Source organism: Achromobacter sp. F4_2707 (assembly GCF_047501535.1).
GTDB lineage: Bacteria > Pseudomonadota > Gammaproteobacteria > Burkholderiales > Burkholderiaceae_B > Yanghanlia.
Window position 1 is genome coordinate 58541 of the sequence record NZ_JAZDRJ010000006.1, and the last position, 23582, is coordinate 82122.

A 23582-nucleotide genomic window follows, 5' to 3' on the forward strand; every position below is an offset into this window, starting at 1 on the left:
CAGGAATTCCCGTGCAAACCCGACGCCTATCCTTTCTCGACCGCTATCTCACGCTCTGGATTTTTGCCGCCATGGCGCTGGGGGTGCTTCTTGGCACCACCTTCGACGGCCTGCCGCAATGGCTGGAGAGCCTTTCCGTCGGCACGACCAACATTCCCATTGCCATCGGCCTGATACTGATGATGTATCCGCCGCTTGCGAAGGTGCGTTACGAGGAGCTTCCCCTGGTGTTCCAGGACAAGAAGGTTCTTGCGCTCTCGCTGGTACAGAACTGGGTGATCGGGCCGATCCTGATGTTCGCGCTTGCGGCGTACTTTCTGCACGACTACCCTGCCTACATGACAGGGCTTATCCTGATCGGCCTGGCGCGCTGTATTGCCATGGTGCTGGTGTGGAACCAGCTTGCCTGCGGCAGCAACCAGTATGTGGCGGCACTGGTGGCGTTCAACTCGATTTTCCAGATCGTCTTCTTCAGCGTCTACGCCTGGTTCTTCCTCGATGTGCTGCCACCGGTCTTCGGCTTGCAGAGCAGCGTGCTGGATGTCAGCTTCTGGACCATTGCGAAAGCCGTCCTGGTCTATCTGGGCATTCCTTTCCTGGCGGGGTACCTGACCCGGCGCTTTCTGGTCAGGGCGCGCGGCGAAGCCTGGTACAACGATACCTTCATCCCGCGCATCAGCCCGATCACGCTGATTGCGCTGTTGTTCACCATCGTGGCCATGTTCAGTTTGAAGGGCGGTTCTGTTGTTGAGCTGCCACTGGACGCCTTGCGTATCGCCGTGCCGCTCGCGCTGTATTTCGTGATCATGTTCGTCGTGAGCTTCATGATGGGCAAGCTTATCGACACCGACTACCCGCGCACCACGGCGCTTGCCTTCACTGCGGCCAGCAACAATTTCGAACTTGCCATCGCCGTAGGCATCGCGGCATTCGGACTGGCTTCCCCAGTGGCCTTTGCCACGGTCATCGGGCCACTGGTCGAAGTGCCCGTGCTGATTGCCCTGGTGCATGTGGCATTGTGGCTCGGCAGGCGCTACTTCACCTCCACCGCACCTCTGCAAAGCAAGGCATGAACGAAGTCGATGTCGTGATCGTGGGCGGCGGGCAGGCGGCGCTGGCCACCGCCTACTTTCTGCGCCGCACCGGGCTGTCCTTCGTGCTGCTGGATGCCGAGGAGGGGCCTGGCGCGGCCTGGCGGCATGGCTGGGAGTCGCTGACATTGTTTTCCCCGGCGCAATGGAGCTCGCTTCCGGGCTGGCCCATGCCGCCTGCCAACGGGTACCCCTCGCGTGACCACGTCATCGACTACCTTGCGCGCTACGAGGCGCGCTACAAATTGCCGGTCGTGCGGCCGGTCTGGGTGCAGGCAGTCCGGCGGGATGGCAGCTCTTTCTTGGTCGAGGCCGATGGCGGCCGTACTTGGCGCTCGCGCGCAGTCGTCAGCGCCACCGGCACCTGGCGTCATCCCTATGTGCCTGCCTACCCTGCGCAGGAGAGCTTTTCAGGTGTGCAGATTCATTCGGCGCACTACCGGCATCCTCGGGATTTTGCTGGGCAGCGTGTGCTGGTGGTGGGTGGTGGCAATTCCGGCGCACAGATCATGGCTGAGATGGCCGGCATCGCGCAGACTACATGGGTGACCCCTTCCGACCCGGTCTTCCTACCGGATGATGTGGACGGGCGCGTGCTGTTCGAGCAGGCGACCGCGCGCTGGCAGGCCATGCAGCAAGGCTTGCCGGTACCCGAACGGAGCGCAGGGTTCGGAGACATCGTGATGGTGCCTCCGGTGGCTGCAGCGCGTCGGCGGGGCGACCTGGTCTCAGTCCGACCCTTCACAGGCTTTACGCCAACCGGTGTCGTATGGCCTGACGGCAGGGAATCGGAGGTCGATGCCGTCATCTGGTGCACCGGCTTTCTGCCGGCGCTGGATCACTTGCAGCCGCTCGGTGTGCTGGACGCGGAAGGTCGCATCGCCGTCGATGGCACACGCTCCGTGGCCGACCCGGGGCTTTGGCTGGTGGGCTATGGCGACTGGACCGGGTTCGCCTCAGCCACCCTGGTTGGCGTCATGCGCTCGGCCCGCAGTACCGCACAGGAAATCGGAGAAACGCTGTCGACTGACAGCCACGTTCAATCACAAGGAGTTTCGCCGTGAGCGATGTCATCATCTATCACAACCCCAAATGCGGCACCTCGCGCAATACGCTGGCGCTGATCCGCAATGCCGGCATTGAGCCACAGGTGATCGAGTACCTAGCCACCCCGCCAGACCGCGACACGCTCAGGTCACTGATCGAGCGCGCGGGCCTGACGGTACGCCAGGCGCTACGCGAGAAAGGCACACCTTTCCAAGAACTCGGCTTGTATGACGCATCGTTGACTGACGACGCTCTGCTCGACGCCATGCTGGCGCATCCGATTCTTATCAACCGACCCTTCGTCGTGACGCCAACGGGCGTGCGCCTGTGCCGTCCGTCCGAGCTGGTGCTGGATATCCTCGAACAGCCTCAACGTGGCCCATTCACCAAGGAGGATGGTGAAGTGGTCATAGACGAACACGGAAAACGCGTGCGCTGAGTCTGCGCACCTGGAACATTTATCATGAAGCAATTCACCTCACTACACGACAGCACTCTGCCTGCGCTGGACGAATCCCTTTTCGATACGCCAACCCATGAAAAACTGGGTGTGCCGGTCGATGCGGAACACCCTCCGCGCATCCTGCTGCTCTACGGTTCGCTGCGCGAGCGCTCGTACAGCCGACTTCTCGTCGAAGAAGCCGCACGCATCCTGCAACGCCTGGGCGCTGAAACCCGCATCTTTGATCCGCATGGACTGCCGCTGCCCGACAGCGTGCCAGCCGACCATCCCAAGGTGGCCGAGCTGCGCGCGCTGTCCCAGTGGTCGGAGGGACAGGTGTGGTGCAGTCCCGAGCGCCATGGCACGATCACCGGCATCTTCAAGAGCCAGATCGACTGGCTCCCGCTCGAAGTCGGTAGCGTCCGGCCCACTCAGGGGCGCACGCTTGCCGTCATGCAGGTCAGCGGTGGCTCGCAGTCCTTCAACGCAGTCAATGCCCTGCGCGTGCTGGGGCGCTGGATGCGCATGGTCACCATTCCGAACCAGTCCTCGGTTGCCAAGGCCTTTCAGGAATTCGACGAAGCGGGCCGAATGAAGCCATCGGCGTATTACGACCGCGTCGTAGACGTAATGGAAGAGCTGGTCAAGTTCACGCTGCTGGTGCGTGGTCGCTCGGACTACCTTGTCGACCGCTACAGCGAGCGCAAGGCGTCCGAAGCGGAGGTGCTGCGGCTCGCGGAGGCCGCGATGGCCCATGAGCGCGAGACCGAGCAGACGTAGTTCAGCAAAGCAAAGGAAGCGGCCGAGCAATGTTTTGAGTAGCTCCGCTCGGCTTGCCACTGGAATGCTGCATGAGATAGAGCGCAGTGCCGAATCTGATGAGGAACCTTGGAAATCATCCGATTTCCAACTCAGACTCCTCTTTCTGCTTGGCGGGACCAAGATCGTTCTTTCCATTCTCCAGGTCGGCTGGCGCGGGCTGCTGCAGGTCATGCGCCAGCCCTTTGTATGTCAGCCGATCCACGCGTTCAGGCAGTTTGGACGCATCATCCGTGAAAACCACAACCTCGTGCCGCTCGCGCGAGATGCTGACATAGTAGGTATCCTGGGCGGTGGTGCGGCTGAAGCTTTCGGCGTTGTAAAGCACCCGGTCGCAGGTCAGCCCCTGAGCGCTATGCGCGGTGGTGGCGTAGGCGTAATCCATGTTCAGCGGCTGGTCTGTAGGTAGCTGGACATGGCGGCCCTGGGTTTCCAGGGTGACGCTGGCAGCGTCGATGACCACGACTTTCGCCAGTTGCCCGTTGACCAAGTCATGCTGGGCATCGTTACGTGTAATGCGGACATGATCGCCCACAGAAAGCTCCGCCGGGTTCAGGTGATAGACCGACAGCTTGCTCATGGTCTTAGGAATAATTTCTATGGGCTGCGCGCGTGCAGCGTCTGTCTGGACAGGCGTGACGCTGATGCGATCATGGCGGGTGCTGCCGGTCACACGGTAAAGTTCTCCGCGTTTGAGGCCGCACTTGTAGTCGCGCTCCGGAACGACAATGTCGCCTACCGTGTAAAAGCGGGCGACACTGCGTTCGGCACGAGTGGTGTCATGTCGGGTGAGTAGCTGGCACAGGCGGCCTTTGCCTTCCAGGCCCAGCAGGGCGTGGACGCGTTGATTGATGTCATTCCTTGATGTGTTGGTGCCGGTCACGACAATGGTGTTGGCCTGTTCTGTGGTGGTCATGCTGGTGTAGGTCCGTGCGATGGCCTCATAACGGGCTGAGCTGTCGCGAGTCTTTCTGCCATGTTCGTCGGTCTTGAACTCGTCTGGAATCACGCGGATGGCATTGAGCAACGGTAGGGACTGACTGGCCCGGCCTGTGGCAGCGAGTTCTACCGCTTGACGCAGCCGTGCCGTGCGTTGGCGCTGGATGTCTCCCATCAGCACGGTCTTCATTCCATGCTCTTGCAGCATGGCGAAGGCCCGGCCAGCCTCGACGGCTTTGGTCTGGGCTGTGTCGCCGAGGAGCACCACCTTGGCGCCTGTCGGTTGAATGAGGGCAAGCAGCCTGTCCATCTGCCGTACCGGCACTACTCCAGCTTCATCTATCACCACCACGGATCTCGGGCCAAGGGAATCCAGGAAAGGGCGCTTGTCAGCAGCGGCAAGAATCGAGGCAATGGTGTTGGCCGGAACGCCATCTTGGCGCAGGTTGCGCACCATGTTGCCGTAGGGCGCGAGCGCGGTCATGGTGTAGCCCTGTTCGCGCAAAATGGTTTGGGCATTTTGTAGTGCGAAGGATTTCCCGGTGCCGGCCAGGCCCTGGATACCGGACACTTGGTCGGTGCCGGTGGTAATCAACATGACCGCCTCGCGTTGGCCAGGAGTCAGAAGAGCGTCCAGGCCGCTTTCCGCGTCGGATGCGTTGATCGTAGATTGCCAGGTACTCCGGCCAGCCTGTTCGGTTGCCAAAATTCTGGCCTCCGCTTCATGGGCCTTGCGGGAGGCGTACCGCGGACTTTCCATCAACAGGCGGCCCTGGGCGATGGCATTATCAACCAACTGCAGTGCACTGTCCTGACTCAATCCAGTCAGTCGAGTGGCTTCAGCCGCCCATCCTTCGCAGGTCATGGGCTGCGCTTCCCGGTCCTGTGTGCTTCTATAGTGCGGCTCTTCCTGGATCAGCGCACCGGCTGCGACACGACCCTGGATGGCTGATTGAATGGCGGTGATGTCGGTATGGCCACCAGCATGTCGGATGGCGCTGTGCAGAAGATCTGCCAAGGGCATAACAGACTCCCGTTCAGCCAAGTGCTGGATAGCCCAGTCCAGCGAAGCCTTTGCGACAAGATCGGCGGACGATTCCTGTGCTTCGGGCGCCTGTAGTTCAGCGTGGTGTCCGGACTGGTCAAATTGCATTCCGATAGCAGCAGCGGCTTCCCGCCACTGCTGGTGCAGTTCCGTGCGGCTGAAAGTCTGGGCTTTCTCTTGGCGGTGCGCCAGATTGATGCCATGGCGCAATGCATGAGGCGCATTGTCGCGGGTCGTTCCGCGAGCAGTCAGTTCAGCCGTGATGCCGGCGCTGCGCTTACTGAAGAAGTCGATCTGCTCACGGGTGATGTGGGCCAGTTCGATATGGTTCTTCTCATGACGAACGGCATACCCCAGGGCGCGGACATTACGTTCCAGCTCAGCCTGATAGATGGCGTCGGTCACTCGCAGCAGCTTGAAGATGGCCTCGTTCGAGAGCGACACCCAGCTGCCGTCGGCACGCTGGGTCAGGTTCATTAGCAGGGCATGGACATGCAGATGAGGGTCAGGGGCCGCGTCTTCGGTAGGGCGCGCAGTTTCGTGACGGAACTTGGCAATGATGAGGTTCCCGGTCTGTTCCACCCGCGACTTGCCGTTTTCCTTGCGTCGACCCATGGTCAGGTGCTGTTCAACATAGGCCAGGGCTGCTGCCACGGCCTGATCGTTTGCCTGTATCAGGCGCTCATCAGCACCGATTAACGCCTGCAACGTAATGCTCTTGGGCGCACCAAAGGTCAGATCAAGGGCAGCACGGGCTTTGGCATCCTTGCGGATTGACCGGCCAGCCGTCACTCTCCGGCCAAAGTCGCCCTGCAACATAGCTTTGAATCGGGCAGGGTCGATCTCACCGACCGCACCCAGGCGGCGGGCGCCTTCGCCTTGCCAGGTCGCGGCTCCACCGTCGCGGCTGTAGTAGTCGTCGGCTTGGTCGGCGTAGTAGTGGGTGGAGAGGGACGCGCGGGCGCGATAGATCTGGCTATGGGAAATCATGGAGACTCCGAATGTCGGCTTTGAAATGCATAACTTATCGAAAGGGGACTGACCCGGGAGCCCCATGAGTTAGATCTTGTGTAAACGCAGTGTCGATTTAGACTTCAGCAGTATGACGAGCCAATGTTTTAAGAGCCTGTTGAGGAAAAGAGTCAGGGCCTTGTCCGTCCACGTGGGCACTCAACCAACTGTTACGATGTATGCGTATTTTTATCAACGGAGGAATACAGATCATGCCTTTGGATTTGAGCAAGCTTAGCGGAACGTCTTTGTTGGATTCCGAGACAAGCCCACGCGAGATATTCAATCTTCTTCCAAATAAACATGCGAAGTACAAGTACCCCCGAGACGTTCAAACGCAGGTATGGGACAGGTGGCGTGAGCGCAGAGGTGAGCGTGATCTGGTGGTAAAAATGAATACGGGCGGTGGAAAGACAGTGGTCGGCTTGCTCATGCTAAAGAGCAGCCTAAACGAAGGCGTAGGGCCGGCTGTTTATGTCGCACCAGATAATTATTTGGTTAGCCAAGTCACTCGTGAGGCGGCGGAGCTTGGAATTTCCTTTACAACTGATCCCACTTCCGGAAATTTCCTGCAGGGAAAGGCGATTCTCGTCATTAACATTCACAAGCTCGTGAACGGCTTGTCGGTGTTTGGCACTTCTGATACTGGTATTAAAATCCCGGTGGGGGTCTTTCTGGTCGATGACGCACACGCATGTTTGTCGACAACTGAATCACAATTTACTTTGACTGCATCGCGCGGTTCTCCGGCGTACAACGGCTTGTTGCAGCTGTTTCGCGATGAGCTTCTAGAGCAAAATAGCACGCGGCTTTTAGAGATCGAAAGCGGGGAAACGGACCAAGAGTTACTTGTACCGTTCTGGGCGTGGCATCAAAAAAATCGTCAGGCATCACAAATTCTTACCGAGCAGCGAGGCCACGACGAAATAAAATTTAGCTGGCCGCTTCTCAAGGATCACTTGGCTCACTGTCGATGTGTGATGACCGGTGGTCGAGTAGAAATATCACCTCGTTGCTTGCCAATTCAGTCAATCCCCTCATTTACTGAGGCAAAACGGCGAATATTTATGACAGCAACTCTTGCGGATGACTCGATCCTTGTAACCGATTTCGCGGCCAATCCGGAATCAGTTAAGAGACACATCACCCCGAATGTGGCTAACGATATTGGCGATCGTATGATACTTATACCTCAAGAGATCGATCCCGATATCACGGAAGTTGAACTCAAGGAGTTCATCAAGATGAAATCGTTGGCATATAACACAGTTGTTATCGTGCCTTCTGACTACAGGTTGAGGTTCTGGGCTGATGTAGCGGATCTAATAGTGAAGGCCGAGAATTTAGAGGCTGCAGTCGGTCAACTTAAAGCAGGTCACGTTGGGCTTGTAGTGATGCTCAATAAGTATGATGGTATTGATTTGCCTAATGATGCTTGTAGGATCCTCGTAATGGATGGGTTGCCACAAGCCCGTCGGTCGTATGAACAGGTGGAAATGAACATGCTCGCAGGCAGCGAGCATTTTATCGGACGCCAAGTACAGCGCATTGAGCAAGGGATGGGTCGTGGCATTAGGGCCAACGACGATTATTGCGTTGTTCTGCTGATGGGGTCGTCGCTCACTAGAGCAATGTTTACCATGGGTGCAAAGGAAATGCTGTCGCCCGCTACGAGGGCGCAGCTCAGAAAATCATTGGAGATTGCAGAGCAGTTGGGGAGCGGGTTGGGTGAGCTCGACAGCGCAGTTGAAGTCTGTTTGCAACAAGGTTTAGATTGGAAGAGGGTCGCAAGGGAAGCTGTTGCAAATGTCACCTACGCTGCGACCGGAACTGTTAGATCCATTGCCGTAGCTCAGCGAACTGCATTTGATAGTGCGAGTATTCGGGATTATGCAAAGTCGGAAGACGCACTTCAAACCGTCATTAATGAAGTCACACCAAAGGAGCCTGATAGCGTTATAGGGTGGTTGAAATGGCAGCTCGCCGAGTATGTACAGTTTTCCGATGCGGTCCGAGCGCAACAAATTCTCAAAAGCGCGTTAGTTAAAAATCGTCGTCTGACATTGCCCATCGATGGACTCGATTACGAGAGATTGGACGCGCGCGAGATGCAGCAAGCCAATAATGTGGTGTGGACATATAGGCCGTTTTTAGGAAAAAAAACGGAGTTACTTGTACGCCTTAATGCAGCGTTGGACGATTTGGTTATTATTCCGGACAATGCCAATGTGTTCGAGGCAGCAATGCAAGAAGTCGCTGCATTTATAGGATTTAAGGCTCAGCGTCCAGAGTTGGAGTTTAAGAGAGGCCCGGACGTCTTATGGGCTGTCGGAAACTTGAAATATTACGTCATTGAGTGCAAAAGTGGTGCCATCACTGACAAGATCGCTAAGCACTATGCCAATCAATTGAGCGGCTCAATCGACTGGTTCCATCAGCGGTATGATCATACTTGCACGGCTACTCCCATTTTAGTTCATCCTAGCCGAGTGCTTGAGCCCGCCGCTACTGGACATGCAAATATGCGCATTTTGACAGAGGAAGGGCTTGCATCCTTCAAGGCAGCGATAAAAGCATTTTGTACTGCAGCAGCGGGATCGTTGGATAATTTGAATGCCGCTAGGGTGCAACAGCTACTCGAACATCATAAGCTTACTAGTGATCGGCTATTGGCGGCCTATACAGTCACGGCAATACGAAAGTGACCATGGGGGATCCGTGTTTACACATGGAGCCCTATAGCAAGAGAGATAAACTCTTATAAGGGTACCGGAAACGTAAGTTGGGATTCTTGCTCAATGTTTTGCCACTAGATCCTGAAATTCGATCGTGGTTCTTTTCGGCGTTTTGACGAGCAATACTACCTTCGATATTGGATAATTGCCCGCCAACGCCACATACCCACCTAACGCCGGCAGCGCCTGAATCTGCGCTGCCGTCACTACTTCTTCCGTCACTCGTTCCATGTTGTCCGACGTGTTGCGGTTATCCGCGCTGCGGCTGATGCTGAACTTGGGTCTTTCAACTTCATGCTTACCCAGGCTTTCGCTCATATCCTTGGCCGTCTGTGGATCGGTGCGTGAGCCGCCGAGTACCGCGAGGTTGCGGAAGCTGGCACGTATGGTGGTGGCCATGGTGCGCCCATAGATATGTTCCAGCTGTGATGTGCTTTGCAGGCCAGCGACGATACGCAGGCCGTTCTTGCGGCCTTTGGTCAGGCCGGCTTCCAGTGAGGGCAGGGCTTCCAGGCTGGCCAGTTCGTCAATAAACAGCCACCAGCGCCGGTGAGCACTTTCGGGCATGGACAGGATGGACGTGATGAACACGTCTGCCCAGGAAGACACCAGGGGTTTCATGGAACTCATCATGTCTTCGCGCCAGTTGATATACAGGTTGCCGCCATCCGGCTTTGCCAGCCAGTCCCGGATGGAGAATCTGCCGGGTTTCATGCCGGTATGTTCCGACAGTTTGTTAGACAGTACAAAACGGGCAGAGGACAGCGCCTTGCTGGCTTCGCTGGAACCGGCAAACAAGGATTCGGCGAGGGTGCCTTCCAGAAACTGCTTTAGCACTTTGGGGTCTTCGATGGTGCAAAGCCGGAACAGATCCATGATGCTTGCTTCTTCGCCCTGTAGCTCATAGAGCTTCTTGGCGGTTTCGCGCAGCAGCAGGCGGCCGAAATCGTTCCATTCTTCCGCGTTGCGATCCTGGCTCATGGGAACCATGGAACGGGCTAGACGCTTCCAGTCGTAATCGGCGCGCACTTCGTTGAAGAATGACCAGCCCTGGCTGCGGGCGTCATAAGGGTTCAGGATGACATCATTGGGCTGCCAGAATTTGCTCAGCAGATCGCCATTGGGGTCAATGACGATCATGCGGTCATTGCGCGCAGGAGTCTGGCCGGGTAGATGCCTGGCCATGTCATGCTGAGAGCGCTTGAGCACCGATGCGGCCATGTTCCGCAGCAGCACCGATTTTCCCGAACCGGTAGCGCCACTGATGAGCAGATGCAGGTTTTCATTGGCGGTTGGCATGGGGATGCCGCCAACATCTATCTGCATCTTGCCGCGTTCTTCACACTGGCGTGTTAGATTTTTCGCGCTGGTGGTGCGGGTGCCGCGCACAAAGCGTTTGAAGGCTGCGCCCTCAAAGCCTTCGGTCCTGGGATTGCGTCCTATGAAAAGAATCAGCGCAAGGGAAAGAACCAGGCCGACACCCAGCGCACCGTAGAGAAGGGGGTACTGGGGTGTGAGCATCACAAAATGTCGGAATGTGCGGGCGTTCCAGTCACGCCAGTGCATCTGGCTGGCCCAGGAGGCTGCAGTCATCCACGCCCCGGTGGGGAAAATTGCCAACGAGAAGGCGGCAATCCGCCGCCGGGTGATGGGTGAGATCAATGTGGACATGGGGAATAAACCTCACGAGATCAGAAGCTGACCGAGGGCCAAGCCGGCCAGCAGCCCGCCAAGAATGCCGGCAGCGCCACCCACAGCCAAGGCTATGATTGCCATGCGGCGCGCTGATTGGTGGGCAATGCGGGCGTATTGCGCGGATTCCTGGCTAAGCTGATCCAGACGGGTGCCGGTGTTGGTGAGCATCGCCTGCAGGGTGTGCTGAAGTTGCTGGTTCACTGGCTTCGCAGCCATTTCCAGGCTGGTGCTCAGATGGCGGCTGAGCTGTTGCGGCAGCATCTGCTGGGTTTCGCTCATAGACTGCATCTGCTGCTGGGCGAAATCCAGGGTACGGGTGACGGCCTCCAGCCTGTCCACCAGCCCGGCGGCTTCGCCGAGGACTTCGTGATACAGCAAATCCAGTTTTGAACGTGGGCCGCTGGGAGGGGTGTGGGCGTCCATGACGAATTACGAGAACAGTGCAGCAAATGCCGCATTCATCTGCCTGTCCACCGGCTTGGCCAGGGCGCGGAGGGCATGGCGGTTACTCAGTTGTGAGATGCGGGCGTGATCATCAGGATCGGTGCTACGCAGCAGAGCACGGTAGTCGGTCTGATCGGCCAGCACATCCGCGATGGTGGTGCGCTGGTCTGCCAGCAGTTCGAAGACTTCGTTTTCGTAGACGGCGGCCTGGGGGTTGGCCTGCACTTCGCCCGATTTGGCGGCGTACGCCAGGATGGACGGAAACTCTTCCTCGACGCTGCTATCGACACGGTTGAACAGAATCCGTACCCGGTCCGAGTTCACACCCAGCGAAGCCAGCGCGGCCACGGTTTTGATGGTTTCGCGCTGGGCCTTGCCTGTATTGATGACCGGCAGCACGAAGAAGCTCATTTCTTCGTGCGCGCCTTCGTAGCGCATCATGTGGGTCAGGAAGTCCTCGATGTTGCTGGCCCCGACATCGACAATGGCGTCATCCCGGGTGAGCAGTTCGCGGAACAGGCGGCCAAAGTGTTCACCGCGAAGCTGATCGACATTCAGTCCCAAGTCGGCCCCGGTTTCGTTGGTGGATTCCACTGCAAAAATCTGCGCTCCGTTCATACGGGGCGCGAGCAGGTGGGAAGCAACAACCGTTTTGCCAACGGAGCCGGTGTAGTTGAGAACGGCGACTTTCATGGTTTATTCCTTATGGGGTGTTGTCGGTGGGAAAAGGGGCTACTTGCCTTCACGGCGCAGGGCTTCCAAGTCGATACGCATGTCGCGAATCTTGCGCAGGTCGCCGGGCGTCTGGATGTTGCGGGGTCGGCCCTCAATGGCATTAAGGGTTGGCGCAGTGGTGGGGGGCGCTTTGGTTGCCGTGGTGGGCGCCGCGTGCGGGAGAGGTGGCGCGGCTGATTTCGCTTCCGCAGATCGCTGTGCCTTGCGCCAGCGGTACAGGGTGATGGTGTAGGTGCTGTGTTGGACCGACAGGCCGGCTGCGGCCAAATCGTCCAGCACAGCAGCATGGGGAACGCCGGATGCGAGTTCAGCTTCGATCAGAGGGAAGAGTGCGCGCAGCTGGGCGGCGATGCTGATGCGGGGGTCCAGCTCAGCGAGCGCGGCCCGGTAGCGTGCGACGGGAGCGGATTCAATCATAGGATTCCAGGGTTAAGAGAGCGCCGCTTATCGCGACAATTCAGGAGAGACGGCAGCCTGCTTGGCGACCAACCAAGAGCGTCCCGTGGCCAGTGCTTCGTCGTAGGCGGATTGCTCGTCTGTGAATTGAGTGGCTCTACCGTGAGTGGAAAACTTGCCGCCGCCGACTTCCTTGCTGCCTTCGAGTAGGCGCAGCGTGAAGCATCCCGTGTCGGTTGGGTGAGAACAAATCTCGAAATTGAATCGCAGCCGCGCCTGGGTGACTTCATCGTAGAACTGTCTTTCGATTTCGCGGAGTCGCGCCGTCCACTCCGGGCCGATACGGTCCAGGGCTTCCGCGATGCTGTAGCCACGTTCGTGCAGCCAATCGCAGCGGTTCAAGACGAGTGCTGCGGTGAGTGCTTCGCCCAGGCTCATCGCACCGATGCCATGGAGAGCGGCTTCTTGTGCGATGTTGAGCATGCGGGAGTCGATGGTCGAGTGCATGAGATCTCCTTTGCCCTGTGATTTGACAGGCAATACATGGGGTGAAAAGAAGGGGTAACCCGGGTGGGCGGGTGATGGCTTTGTTGCTGACCGACAGCTGCTGTGCGGCTGTGCAGCATGCCGATGCGAGACGGCCTGCCGGGAACAAGTACAGTGCTGCGCGTCAGGCCGGAAGACAGGCTGACTTGTTCACAGGCTGGTTTGGTAGAAGTAAGGTAGGAATAAGGTAGAAGGCGTTGTGAAGGCTTGAAAGCCAGTATTCATGCGGCTTTCAAAAAATCTTGCGCGATGCTGTGACGACAAAGCGCGATGTTCTGACGAAAGGCCGCGATCTTATGACGCGACTGCCGCGATGCTATGACGACACCAAAAACCACTTATCCACAGGCTGAAATCGTGCCTGAAATGGCTGTTTGCAAGCATGAAGCGCGATGCTATGACGATGAAAAACTACCGTTCAAGGCGCGTCCAGACCGCCTGTTCATGGCCCCGAATCGCGGCTTCAATCCGGGGTTCTGCAATCACTTTCAGGGCTTCCAATTCGTCCAGACTACGCTCCAGCGTGACCCGGAAATCCCGCATGCGCCCGGTGTATTGGGCGCGTTGCTTGAGGATGTCCAGGCTGTATTTCTGCTGGGTATCGGCAGAGGTGCCAATCAGCCGCTGCAGGCTTTTTGAGAGGTCATGACGCATCTGCAGGCGCTTGGCCCAGTCCACCAGGGCATATTCCCGGTTGCCGAATATCTGCGCCCAGCGAGGGTCGGCATACAGGGTGTAGCTGCCTGTGGGTTCGTGGTAGTCAAAGCCCCCGATCATGGCAATCACACGGGTGGACGGGTGGCGGCCATAGCTGTATTTCACTGAACCGTCTTTCCTTCGTGCCTCGATGCACAGGGTAAAGCGTGCCAGGTCTTTCATGCCTTCATGCAGCCATTCGTAGGCGCTGCCGCCTGTGGGCCGGCCCATGCCGCGCAGGAAGTCGGCGCGGTTGATAACCGGCGCTTCGCCCAGCAGGGCAGTGGTCTGCAGATACATGGCGTGCATCCAGATGTCGGCGTGGTCTTCGCTCAGTTGCTTGCCCGAACCCTTGAGCAGAATGTGGTTCCCCTCCAGAAACACGGTTTCATCGTGCAGAGGTCGCCAGCCACGGCGCACTGGGGCAAAGATGGCGCTGCGGGCAATGTAGTTCGGGATGGCGCGTACCGTTTCGTTCATGCCGGGCAGCATGAACGGTGTCGGGGTGGTGGCCTGTTTCTCAGCGGCCTCAGCTATGGCCTGTGAGGCTTTCTGCATGGCGCGCTGCATAGCCGCTGACAGCCGCTGCAGGTTGGCATCCTTGTGAAAAGGCGTGCGGGTGGGTGTGGTCATTGAAGATGCTCCGGGCGAGCCCATGCAAGGGCCGCCCGGAGTGTGTGCAGCGCCTCACACGGGTTCAGGGAAGGGTGACCCGGCAGACTGCCGGGTCGAATGGATCGGGTGGGGCGCTGCTGCGGGAACTCAGGCGACGACGTGGCGCCGGGGTTCAAACCAGATTTCTTGCACACGGAATTTCTCGACATGCACAACAATGTCCACGGTCTGCTGCATAAAGGTCTGAATCGTGGGTAAGTCCAGATTGCCGCCGGTGGATGACTGCTTGGTAAGGATGGCCAGCCGGTCGAAGGCGTCGATTGCGCTGTTGGCGTGTGTCGTGGTGACGGATCCTGGGTGACCGGTGTTCAGGGCCGCTAGATAGTCCCAGGTTTCAGGGCCGCGCAGCTCTGCCAGGAAAATCCGGTCGGGTGACAGGCGCATGCAGGCCGCCAGGCAGTCGGTGGCCGATACACGGCCTCGTGTGCCGCCGTACATCATGTGGACGCGGTTTTCATGCCAGGGCAGGATCAGTTCATGCACGTCTTCAATGGTGATAAGGCGTTCATGGACGGGTATTTCATTCATGAGGGAACGGGCAAAAGTGGTTTTGCCTGACCCCGTTGCACCCGAAATCACAATGTTTTTGCGTGCGCGGACGGCGTCCACTAGGAACTCGAAATAGTCTCCTCTGTTCTTCAGTATCTGCAGTCGCTGATCGAGTTTCGACAGGCCGTCAGCACCATATTTGGCGGTGGCATCCATGGTGGCCTTGAAAGCCCCGCCGGACGCCAACTGCTTCAGGTAGAAAGTTTCCGTGGCGTGTTTGCGGATGTTGATGGCGATGGTGTCGTCTATGCAGGCCGGTGGCAGAATGATCTGGCCGCGCTCCCCATCGGGCAGGACCACCGACATGATGGGGCTGCGCGCCATGTGGTTGTAGGCCGCCAGTGCCGTCGCCAGCGCTTCCAGGTGCGGGTAGCTCAGTTCCTCGCAGTCGTGCGATATCCAGTGTCCGTCCGTGCGGGCGTACAGATGGCCCTCGCGTACGATGGCGATCTCTGTGACTTTCGGGTTTTGCAGGTGCTGAGCCAGGGGCCGCAGAAAGGTCCGTACAGAAATGGCGCGATCAAAAGGGACCACTTCAAGGGGTAAGTTCAAGGTCGTAGACATGGCTGAAATCCAGATCACGGGCGACCATGATGCCGATGCGTTCGCCCTGGTTTTTATAGAGGGTGGGGGGTATGTCCAGAGATCGTTCCAGAATCTTGGCAATGGCTTCCTGGCCGCCCTGGGCGGTGTTGTCGAAGCGGATGTTGTTGTCGCCGGACTGTCCCTGATTCGATGCCCAGTTGCCGAAGTCGCCCACCAGGGACAGCAGGATGGCGTTGCCGAAGCGTTCCCAGAAATGGTTATCGACATGGCCGTCCAGCCCGGCTTCGCCCAGGGGGCCGGTGCCGGGTGAGGCCAGTTCCACGATGACACCAGCGGGCGTTTCCAGCCGGTTCCAGGTGACAAAGGCGCGGGCCTGGCCCTGCTGGATGCCGCTGGACTGGTAGCCGGTGAACTTGGTGCCGGCGTCGATTAGCTTGACCTTGCCGTTGGCGCTCATGACATCGTGGGTGGCCAGGCAAGTCAGCAGCCCCGGCTGGGTGCTGACCAGCTTGGTCTGTAGCGTGCAGTCGATCATGGTGCCTTGCGTAAGCAGAAAGTTGCGATCCCCCAGCAGCCCGGCGACAGAGGGCGCAAGCTCCAGGGGCCGTAGCTTGTCGGCCAGCGGGCCGGCGTCACTGTAGGGGCCGCTTGGGGTGTTGGCCGTGGCGTTGCCTGTGCTGCTGCCTTCTGCGCCGCCCGCCTGTAGCGGGCTGGCCAGCCGCCGCTGCGCCACTTCATCGACCGGCGGCGGTGCTGCGGGCGTGGGTGGCGGAACTACATACGCGGGTGCCGGAACTGGCGCTGGCGCCGGGGGTGGCAAGGGTTTGGGCGGTGCGGGTCGCTCGACCCTGGGCGGCTTCAGCCGGTTGGTAATTCCGCTTTGATCGGCTTCCAGGCTGCTGTCGCTGGCAGGCGCCGGGTCCCGGCTCCAGGCTTTCAGCAGCACGCCGATGGCAACAGCAATCGCCACCAGGATGGTCAGCCACAGAAAAGCGCGTGCGCCGCGTGGGGCGCTGCGCCCGGCGGTTTCCAGGTTCAGGGCTTCGCGCTCCAGGCGGGTCGCGGTGGTCTGATCCTGGTGCGGATCGGTGTCGTTCATGGGCTGTTCCTTCATGGCGTGATCTCCCGAACCCGCAGCGTCGGTACAGGCGCTGTCGCGCCTTTCACCGTGCGTCGGACGGTGGGAGAGGCTGTGCCAGTGTGGGCGGGTACCGGGGTCAGGCCAAAGGCTTCGTTATGGATGGCCAGTACCTGATTGCCCAGGCGCAGATGCCAGCGTGGCGAGGTGCGGTGCAGCACCATCGTCCGTTCATCGGCCATGTGGTAGTTGGTGATGACCTCCTGGCCGTCAGGGGTTACGCGGTACACCGTGGGCATGTCGGTTTCCGGCGGGAATTGCAGCCAGGTATGACGGCCATCATCCCAGGCGTGAACGGGGGCAATACTGGCGTTGCCACTTCGGGTGTATGCCTGCCAGTTCATCGTGCCGGCAGACGCCTGCAACGAGCGCTCAACCGCTGCCTTCTGTGCGGCCTGTGCTTTCATGCGGGCTTCCACTTCGGGGTAGCGCATCACCAGCTTGTAAAGGGCCGGGGCGCTGCGGTCATGGCTGTAGGACAGTCGGAAGCTGTATTCCCGCCGGTCAGTGATAACAATCAGGTTGGTGTGAGCGTCTTCGGCGGTGGGCTTGAAGAACAGGTGGTGGTTCTTGTACGTGAAGGCGTAAGCCTGGCTGTCGCCAAAGACGTGATACTGATAGGTTTCGCCGGGTTCCAGCATGATGTGGGTGGCAACACCGATCACCGCATCCAGCTGAATCACGTTGGCCGGGTCATAGTTGACATAGCGCACCCGATGGTCGAGCCGTGAGGAGCGGGGCGTCTCCAGCGCCCAGGCGCTGGCTGGCAGGGCCAGGCACAGCAGCAGTGTCAGCGCCCGCTTGCGTGGGAAGAGTTCAAACATGGGAATTCCTTCTGATCCAGGGCGGGTCAGCGCGAGAGGTCGGCGGCCAGGTCGTAGCGCACAACCTGAAAGCCCAGCGGGTTGCGACGGGCGACGGCTTCTGTGAGAGGAACGTCGGCGTACTGGTAGGCCATGGTGGCAATCAGGTGCCGTGTCCGGGTGATGTTGCCGGTAGTGACTTCGCGTTCCGTCTTGGTGAAACGCACAATGGCTGCCTGATTGGCGCCCAGGGTGATGGAATGAACCTGAACATCCATCGTACCCAGGGTGCCAAGCCGCGTGGTTACGGCATCCGGCCCTTCAAACCGCTTGCCGTACTGCACTTGAATGGGTGGCGAGGACAGCAGGGCGCAGGTGTCGAATTGCTCCTGGATGGTCTGCCAGCTGTAGCCTTCGCAGTTCAGTACGTAGGTGTTCAGGAAATACTTGGCGATGCGCTGGCCATAATCTTCCATCGGTTCGCCCAGGGTGCTGACATGCTCGATGCTGCCGGTGGCGTTATCGACGCGCACCACATACATTTCAGGCGGTTGCTTCAGGGGCGTCAGGCCCGCCACGGCAGCGACGGCGGCAAAGGCGATCAGCCCCGCGCCCATCGCAACCTGCCAGGCGCGCTTGCGACTGGTTACCAGTTCGCCCAGGTGGTCGCGCTCCAGGCCGCGCGACTGTTCCAGCCAGGCTGCAACGTCTTCAGACTTGAGGGGTTCTGACACGGTTCAGGCTCCTTTGAAAATCGGTGCGCTGGCGTTCACCGGCACACGCGGCCCGTCAGCAGGCTGTGGGGGTTGGGGCGCATGAAAGGCGCAGCCCGCCAGCAGCCCGGCCAGCGCCAGGGCGGCAATGAGTTTTTGCATGGGATGGGCTCCTGTCCTGCCGCGCGGGCAGAAGGAAAGGCTCGATGGCCCCGCTGGGTAGCGGGTGGGGAAAGGCTTACTTGGCGCGCAGGCGCAGCATGCTGCGCAGACGCAGGACCGAGAACGCGCCCCGGGTGGCGGAACCGACACCGAGTTGAGCGCCGAAGCCGTTGGAAAGGCCGGCGGCAAGGCCAGGCAACATAATCATGATGACGAGACTGGCAAGGCCCACTAACAACTGTGCGCCAAAGAGACCGAGAATATCCTTGGCCCCGCCGTTGATCTGATCGGCGATCATGCGAATCAGCTGGATGTTCATCTGCAGTATCAGGCCGAAAATCAGGCCGGCCAGCAACGCCAGGAAAATGAAATTGAGCGCTTGTGAAACCCAGTTGTTGAACAGCGGTTTGGTAGGTTCAAACAGTGTTGCTGCGATGAAGATTGGGCCGGTGGCGACGACGAGCGCCATCCCCACTTTGCAGACCACCACAATGACCATGACAATGCTGCCAAGCACGGCAGCATTGACCCGCACCATCGTTGCCAGAATGCTGACCAGCACCTCTTTGGTGGATGGCAGGACGTTGTACCAGGCGTCCTGGCCTTTGCCCATCATGGCGCTGGATGCCTTGCCGGTTTCATTCTGCAGCCTGTCTACTTCTTCGGCTACGCTTCCGCTGCTCAGGACGATCTGGGTGATGTCATCAGGCAGCGCGATCATGGTTTCTGCAATGTCTGACTGATACAGCCCACCTGCACCGAAGATCATCGCGACGATGGCTACCAGGATGGCTTTGCGGAAGAACTCTGTGACGGTCATATTGCTCTGACCGTGCATCAGTGCAAAGGCGTAGATCACAAATTGGATGGTGAGTCCCACAGTGATGACGGGAACCAGGGCTTCAAATAAAGCCTGCATGGGGCCGTTAACCGCGTCGCGCAGGGTGTTCTCTGTTTGGGTCATGACCCACTGGGCAATATCACTTGGAGCCGAAGGCTGGCTTATGGTTGGGTTGAGGCCGGACATAGCATGGCCTCACTCATTGCCTTGGACGACTGTGTCGGTTGTGTCGTTGTCCCCGAACCATCCTCCGTAGACACGTTCAGCCCGGGCCTGCAGCAGATGCCGTTCCGCATCCAGTTGCTGTGCAGCAAGCTGAATGCGGGTCTGTTCGGCAGAGATATTCGCCTGCTCAATCTGGATGCGGCTTGCAACTCGGCAATCTCTTTCGGGTTGGTCGTCTGATTGATCTGATCTTGCAGGGCATCGACGTTAGCCAGACGCCGGGTCATGGAGTCGTAAGCGCGCTGGCTCATGGCTTTGGATGTCGCTTCAATGTTTACGGCGCGCTTGGAGAGATTGGCCCGATCTTCCTGGAAACTTACGGGCGCCATGACATCATCCGTGATGCGGCTGACATCGGTATTCAGGCTGGAGTTTCCAGAACGATCCAGCAGACCCTGTGCGTCTGCTGGTAACGCTGCCCGCAACTGGTCGCGCAGGTCAGGGCTGCCAACTGCATTACCGAAACCGCTTGATTGGGTGAAGGCAGCAAGCTGTTCTCTGGCGGTCATCAGTTGTTCCGTAAGATTTTTGAGTTGATCGCGGGCCGTCAGCAGTTGTTCCTGCAACTGGGCGATGGTTGCGGCATCGACCGTAGGAATGCCGCTGGCGTGCGCAGGGGTAATGAAAGCGACGGACAGGACAATGCCCGCCGCGAAGAGCTTGCAGCGTTTCATGGGGAGTGCTCCGAGAGATGCGCCTGCCGGCGCTGGAATCAGGGGGAGGTGTTGGCCTGTTGGGCGATGGCCATGTATTCGGCTTCAGTTGCGCGGTGCGCCTTCATCCGGCCGGAGATAATCTGGTCAGCGTTTTCTTCGTAGGCAATGCGCTGGTCACCTACGGCCAGGATATTGTCTGAGCCGTCCAGCTTGCCGGGTAGTTTGTGGGTCTGATAGCCGCCGCCGAATGGATCCTTGGCAACGACAGTGAACAGGAAGCTGTCGCCGTTGCGGGTGATATGGATGGCGTCAGGGTCGTACTTGCTGTCCGACTTCCAATAACCAAGAAATTTCTCGCCCTTCGGTTCTGTCTTGCATCCCGCCAGAATGCTCAGCAGGGCAGTGGCTCCGGCAGCGGCGATGAAATGTCTTCGTTTCATTGGGTGTTCCTATGGTGGTCGGTTATCAGTAATTTCCTGGCTGCGTTTGTACGCTGCCCAGGCGTCTGCCACGCTGCAAGCGTGCCCGGCAGTTGTAAGCCAGCAAACACGTTCAATAGGTTTCAGATTGTTCCACCAGGCCATGCCGGCTATCTCATCGGCAGAGGGCTGAGTTTGGAGGTCGGGAAGGTTTACATGCACAGGTCCGGTCCCTCCTGTTCATGCTGTGGTGAGGGCCGTAGCGCATGGTCGAAGCGTGCGCCGATGAGGTCGGCTACACGCTGATAATCCTCCGGGGTGGGGCGCTGCCCATTCACTTCATGGACGTGCAGGCTGTAATACTTTTGCACACCTTGCTCAAAATAGGCACGATCCTGGCGCGGGTAGGTGGACGAAAACCAGATATCCGGGCTCATGCGCGGGTCGTTGCATGAGGGTTCGGATACGCCGAAATCCTGGCTGTGTCGTTCGAGGTCGTCTGCATCTACTGTCACCCGGTCAAGCTCGATGTCACGGGTGTTGGTTTCCCCGGCTTCCAGGTTTTCATGCGTCCAGTGTTCGCTGTAGACCGAGATCAGGAAAGTGTCTTCCGGGGTGTCTGCGTCCGGGCCGTGCAGGCCCAACCGCGTGTAGAAATCCTGATCTTTGGCTGTCTGCAGATCATCACGAGCCTGTGTCTGGCGTCGCTCTACATCCAGAGCCTGCAGCTTCTCACGTTCGTTGGCATTGTGTTTCATGGGTCATTCCTATGAAGTGGCCGGAGCAATTCGGCCTCGGCGAACTGCATCCAGATACACCGGCAACCAGTGCGCTGGATTTGGCCCGGCCTGGGCGACTGCCTGTTCTGCAATCTCTGCCATGTCGGGGCTGCCGGAGAACACCAGCAGTTCGTCTTCGCAGCCGGAGAGGTCCAGCTGTGCCACCGTGACACTGGAGCCTTGCTTGACGAGGAACTTGCGGCTGGCTTCGCCCAGGGTTTTCAGCAACTCGAACTCGGCGGGAGTGAGGCCGAATCCTTCGATGTAATCGCGGGCTTTGGCCCTTGGGTTAGGCAGCAGAATCAGGGTGGCTGTCTGCTGAACCAGTGACGGGCCAACTGGGTTTTCGGTGATGGCACCCGGTTCCTGTGTCGCGAAGGCCAGCACGCCGTTTTTCTTGCGGATGGTGCGGCTGGCGTCCTGCATGTCATCCTGGAAATGCTTGTCTTTCAACGGATGCTGGCATTCGTCATACAGGTTGATGATGCGCCGGCCATCATGCAGGGCGTCGATGCGGTGTTTCAAATACATGGTGGCCGCGCCGCGTACCGCGTCATCGTCCAGCAGTTCGGTGAGGTCAAAACCGAAAATGGCCGGTTGGCCGTCATCGCTTGCCAGGCTCAGTTCATCTGCTGGGTTATCGAATACCCAGCCGTATTCACCGCCCCTACACCACGGTGCCAGACGTGCGTGAATAGTGCTGGTGCTGTCATCCTCGCTATAAGGGTTGGGCAGTAGGGTGTTCAGGGTGGATAGCGTGCGGGCTTCGCGGTCGATGAGCGTGGTCAGCTGCTGCACGGCCTGGGTGATGTCGGCATGCTGCCGGGTAGTGACCGCTTCACCCCGGCGTTCGGCCAGGAAAACAACCAACCGCACCATAAAGGCCACGTTTCCTTTGGTAGGGGGCATCTGAAATGGGTTCCAACCGGTCGCTTCGCCCAAGCGAATGTTGAAGTACCTGCCCCCCAGAGCCATGATGAGCACCTGCATACCCTGGTCTTTATCCCACACCACACACGTTGCGCCGAACTTCTGCGCCTGGGTGAGCAGCATTCCCTGCAGCACGGTTTTTCCGGTGCCGGTCATGCCGATAATCATGGTGTTGCCCGGGCGTCGTTTGTCGGTTTCGTCCAGGTCTTCCACTGAAGCATGGAAGTTGAAGAAGAACGGGCTGCCGGTCTGTGTCTTGAGCATGGTGACGGCTGGCCCCCATGGGTTGCCAGCAGGCTTGCCCGTCAACTGGTTATGCAGGCTGGAGAAGCACAGGAAATTGAGCGACGTGACAGGCACCGGGCGCGGGCGCCAATGCCAGTTGCCGGGCAGCTGCGCCCAGAAGCCAGCTTCCAGGGCTTTTTCCAATGGCCTGAAGCCGATGGCTTCTTCGGCCAGGGCGGTGGCTGTATGCGCCAGTGCATGGCGCACGCTTTCCGCCGTATCACCATAGATAAGCAAGGTGGCGTGGTGGTCGCCCAGGCCAAGACGGCCGGAAGTGAGGTCATCCATGGCCTGGGTCAGTTGGGCCACCTGGCTGCCGGCGTCGTCGCCGGAGTCCACCAGCAGTTTTTGATGGCGCTTCACTAGCTTCTTGGCTGCAGCACCGGTGTGGCTGCCCCATGACTGGGTCAGTACAAACTCATGCGGCAGGCCCAGCAGCCGGTCCATGTGGCCGGGCTTGCTGGCTTCCGGGTAGTCGCGCAGCTCCATCATGCCGAAGATGCGCGAGTCTGCCACGGTACGAAGTTCACCAAGCTCGCCATGTTTGCCGAAGATGGGGCGGGCATAGGGCAGGGTGTCGCGTAGCCGGTCCCGCGTGAGCGGTACAGGCCGTTGCCGCCCCGAAAGCAGAAAGCCCAGGAACTCAGCGGTTTCACTGAAGGCAAAGCCATTGCGATCCACAATCCCCAGCGTCTGCGGATCGTAGCGGTACAGACCGGCCTTGAATGTGCGCAGAATGTCGTTCAGGCGGGCGATGGATTCCGTCTGCCAGTGCGCGATGCGCTGGCTGTCGGCCTTTTCCAAGCTGGCGAAGGTGCCAAGTATCGGATCCTCGACCGGGTGAACCAGCACCGACAGGTACAGATCATTCACCATCAGGCCGCTTGCGTCGAAAGTGGAGCGATAGGCCGCGTCGAACTGGGAGGCGAAGGGCTGGCTGAAAGTGCTTTCCGGGTATTCGGTGACGCGGCGGCGGATGATGTGGGAATAGAAGCCGACCGACCCCATGGGCAGGCCGCGCAGCACGTTATGCAGGGCTTCAATCCATTCCTTCAGTTCTTCCTGTGCGTAGGCATCCGGTGCGCGCCCCGCCACCTTGATGACGGCCAGGTACTCATGGTTATCGCAGGCGATGATCTGATCCGTGACATGGTGGGAATAGGGCAGATAGCGCGAAACCCGCCGTTCATCCACGGCAAGAGTGGCTGCAGCAGTCATGG

General features: G+C 59.0%; 22 protein-coding genes. 5 read left to right on the forward strand and 17 right to left on the reverse strand.

The genetic code is table 11. The features are described from left to right. Positions 1-11 precede the first annotated feature (11 nt). The 4 genes from arsB to arsH are packed head-to-tail and all read left to right on the forward strand — an operon-like array spanning position 12 to position 3360. Complete coding sequence (arsB, locus tag VRY85_RS07420) at positions 12-1073, forward strand: ACR3 family arsenite efflux transporter (RefSeq protein ID WP_414597954.1); 1062 nt, start codon at positions 12-14, stop codon at positions 1071-1073. After that, the gene (locus tag VRY85_RS07425; RefSeq protein WP_414597955.1) at positions 1070-2155 is read left to right on the forward strand and encodes an ArsO family NAD(P)H-dependent flavin-containing monooxygenase; all 1086 of its coding nucleotides are present in this window, start codon (positions 1070-1072) and stop codon (positions 2153-2155) included. Before arsB ends, VRY85_RS07425 begins: the two co-directional genes overlap by 4 nt. Further along, on the forward strand, positions 2152-2577 hold the full coding sequence (gene arsC / locus VRY85_RS07430) for an arsenate reductase (glutaredoxin) (protein WP_165277634.1): 426 nt from the start codon (positions 2152-2154) through the stop codon (positions 2575-2577). The genes VRY85_RS07425 and arsC overlap by 4 nt, the downstream gene beginning before the upstream one ends. Positions 2578-2601: 24 nt before the next feature. Next, positions 2602-3360, forward strand: coding sequence for an arsenical resistance protein ArsH (arsH, locus tag VRY85_RS07435; RefSeq protein WP_414597956.1), 759 nt, complete (start codon positions 2602-2604; stop codon positions 3358-3360). Between the two features lie 115 nt (positions 3361-3475). Here arsH and mobF read toward each other — a convergent pair whose 3' ends face one another. Then, positions 3476-6373 carry a MobF family relaxase gene (mobF, locus tag VRY85_RS07440; RefSeq protein WP_414597957.1) on the reverse strand — a complete coding sequence of 966 codons (2898 nt, stop codon included), beginning with the start codon at positions 6371-6373 and terminating at the stop codon, positions 3476-3478. A 200-nt stretch (positions 6374-6573) separates the two neighbouring features. On the opposite strand from mobF, the gene VRY85_RS07445 reads away from it, so the two are divergent. Next, positions 6574-9099 (forward strand): DEAD/DEAH box helicase family protein, encoded by a 2526-nt coding sequence (locus tag VRY85_RS07445; RefSeq protein ID WP_414597958.1) that lies wholly within the window; start codon positions 6574-6576, stop codon positions 9097-9099. 90 nt (positions 9100-9189) lie between these two features. On the opposite strand, the gene VRY85_RS07450 is transcribed toward VRY85_RS07445, so the two are convergent. The 16 genes from VRY85_RS07450 to VRY85_RS07525 form a co-directional block, all read right to left on the reverse strand. Then, the gene (locus VRY85_RS07450; RefSeq protein WP_414597959.1) at positions 9190-10800 is read right to left on the reverse strand and encodes a type IV secretion system DNA-binding domain-containing protein; all 1611 of its coding nucleotides are present in this window, start codon (positions 10798-10800) and stop codon (positions 9190-9192) included. A gap of 12 nt (positions 10801-10812) precedes the next feature. After that, a complete protein-coding gene (locus VRY85_RS07455) occupies positions 10813-11247 on the reverse strand; it encodes a hypothetical protein (protein ID WP_414597960.1) in 435 nt (144 codons plus the stop codon). A gap of 6 nt (positions 11248-11253) precedes the next feature. Next, positions 11254-11961, reverse strand: coding sequence for a StbB family protein (gene stbB, locus VRY85_RS07460; protein ID WP_414597961.1), 708 nt, complete (start codon positions 11959-11961; stop codon positions 11254-11256). 39 nt (positions 11962-12000) lie between these two features. Continuing rightward, a complete protein-coding gene (locus tag VRY85_RS07465) occupies positions 12001-12420 on the reverse strand; it encodes a hypothetical protein (RefSeq protein ID WP_414597962.1) in 420 nt (139 codons plus the stop codon). A gap of 27 nt (positions 12421-12447) precedes the next feature. After that, positions 12448-12906 (reverse strand): hypothetical protein, encoded by a 459-nt coding sequence (locus VRY85_RS07470; RefSeq protein ID WP_414597963.1) that lies wholly within the window; start codon positions 12904-12906, stop codon positions 12448-12450. A 450-nt stretch (positions 12907-13356) separates the two neighbouring features. Next, a complete protein-coding gene (locus VRY85_RS07475) occupies positions 13357-14274 on the reverse strand; it encodes a TrfA (protein ID WP_414597964.1) in 918 nt (305 codons plus the stop codon). Between the two features lie 129 nt (positions 14275-14403). Next, positions 14404-15429, reverse strand: coding sequence for a P-type DNA transfer ATPase VirB11 (virB11, locus tag VRY85_RS07480; protein ID WP_414597965.1), 1026 nt, complete (start codon positions 15427-15429; stop codon positions 14404-14406). Next, the gene (virB10, locus tag VRY85_RS07485; RefSeq protein WP_414597966.1) at positions 15401-16510 is read right to left on the reverse strand and encodes a type IV secretion system protein VirB10; all 1110 of its coding nucleotides are present in this window, start codon (positions 16508-16510) and stop codon (positions 15401-15403) included. Before virB10 ends, virB11 begins: the two co-directional genes overlap by 29 nt. Before the next feature lie 11 nt (positions 16511-16521). Next, a complete protein-coding gene (gene virB9, locus VRY85_RS07490) occupies positions 16522-17373 on the reverse strand; it encodes a P-type conjugative transfer protein VirB9 (protein ID WP_414597967.1) in 852 nt (283 codons plus the stop codon). Positions 17374-17399: 26 nt separating this feature from the next. Continuing rightward, positions 17400-18086, reverse strand: a complete 687-nt coding sequence (locus VRY85_RS07495) for a virB8 family protein (RefSeq protein ID WP_414597968.1) — start codon at positions 18084-18086, stop codon at positions 17400-17402. Positions 18087-18089: 3 nt separating this feature from the next. Continuing rightward, positions 18090-18227, reverse strand: coding sequence for a conjugal transfer protein (locus tag VRY85_RS07500; protein WP_347287422.1), 138 nt, complete (start codon positions 18225-18227; stop codon positions 18090-18092). A gap of 76 nt (positions 18228-18303) precedes the next feature. Beyond that, the gene (locus VRY85_RS07505; protein WP_414597969.1) at positions 18304-19191 is read right to left on the reverse strand and encodes a type IV secretion system protein; all 888 of its coding nucleotides are present in this window, start codon (positions 19189-19191) and stop codon (positions 18304-18306) included. A gap of 38 nt (positions 19192-19229) precedes the next feature. Next, positions 19230-19967, reverse strand: coding sequence for a type IV secretion system protein (locus tag VRY85_RS07510; protein ID WP_414597970.1), 738 nt, complete (start codon positions 19965-19967; stop codon positions 19230-19232). 38 nt (positions 19968-20005) lie between these two features. After that, positions 20006-20389 (reverse strand): hypothetical protein, encoded by a 384-nt coding sequence (locus tag VRY85_RS07515; RefSeq protein WP_414597971.1) that lies wholly within the window; start codon positions 20387-20389, stop codon positions 20006-20008. A gap of 191 nt (positions 20390-20580) precedes the next feature. After that, entirely contained in the window at positions 20581-21126 is a 546-nt protein-coding gene (locus tag VRY85_RS07520; protein WP_414597972.1) for a hypothetical protein, read from the reverse strand. Positions 21127-21135: 9 nt separating this feature from the next. Further along, a complete protein-coding gene (locus VRY85_RS07525; RefSeq protein ID WP_414597973.1) occupies positions 21136-23580 on the reverse strand; it encodes a VirB4 family type IV secretion/conjugal transfer ATPase in 2445 nt (814 codons plus the stop codon). Positions 23581-23582: the final 2 nt, after the last annotated feature.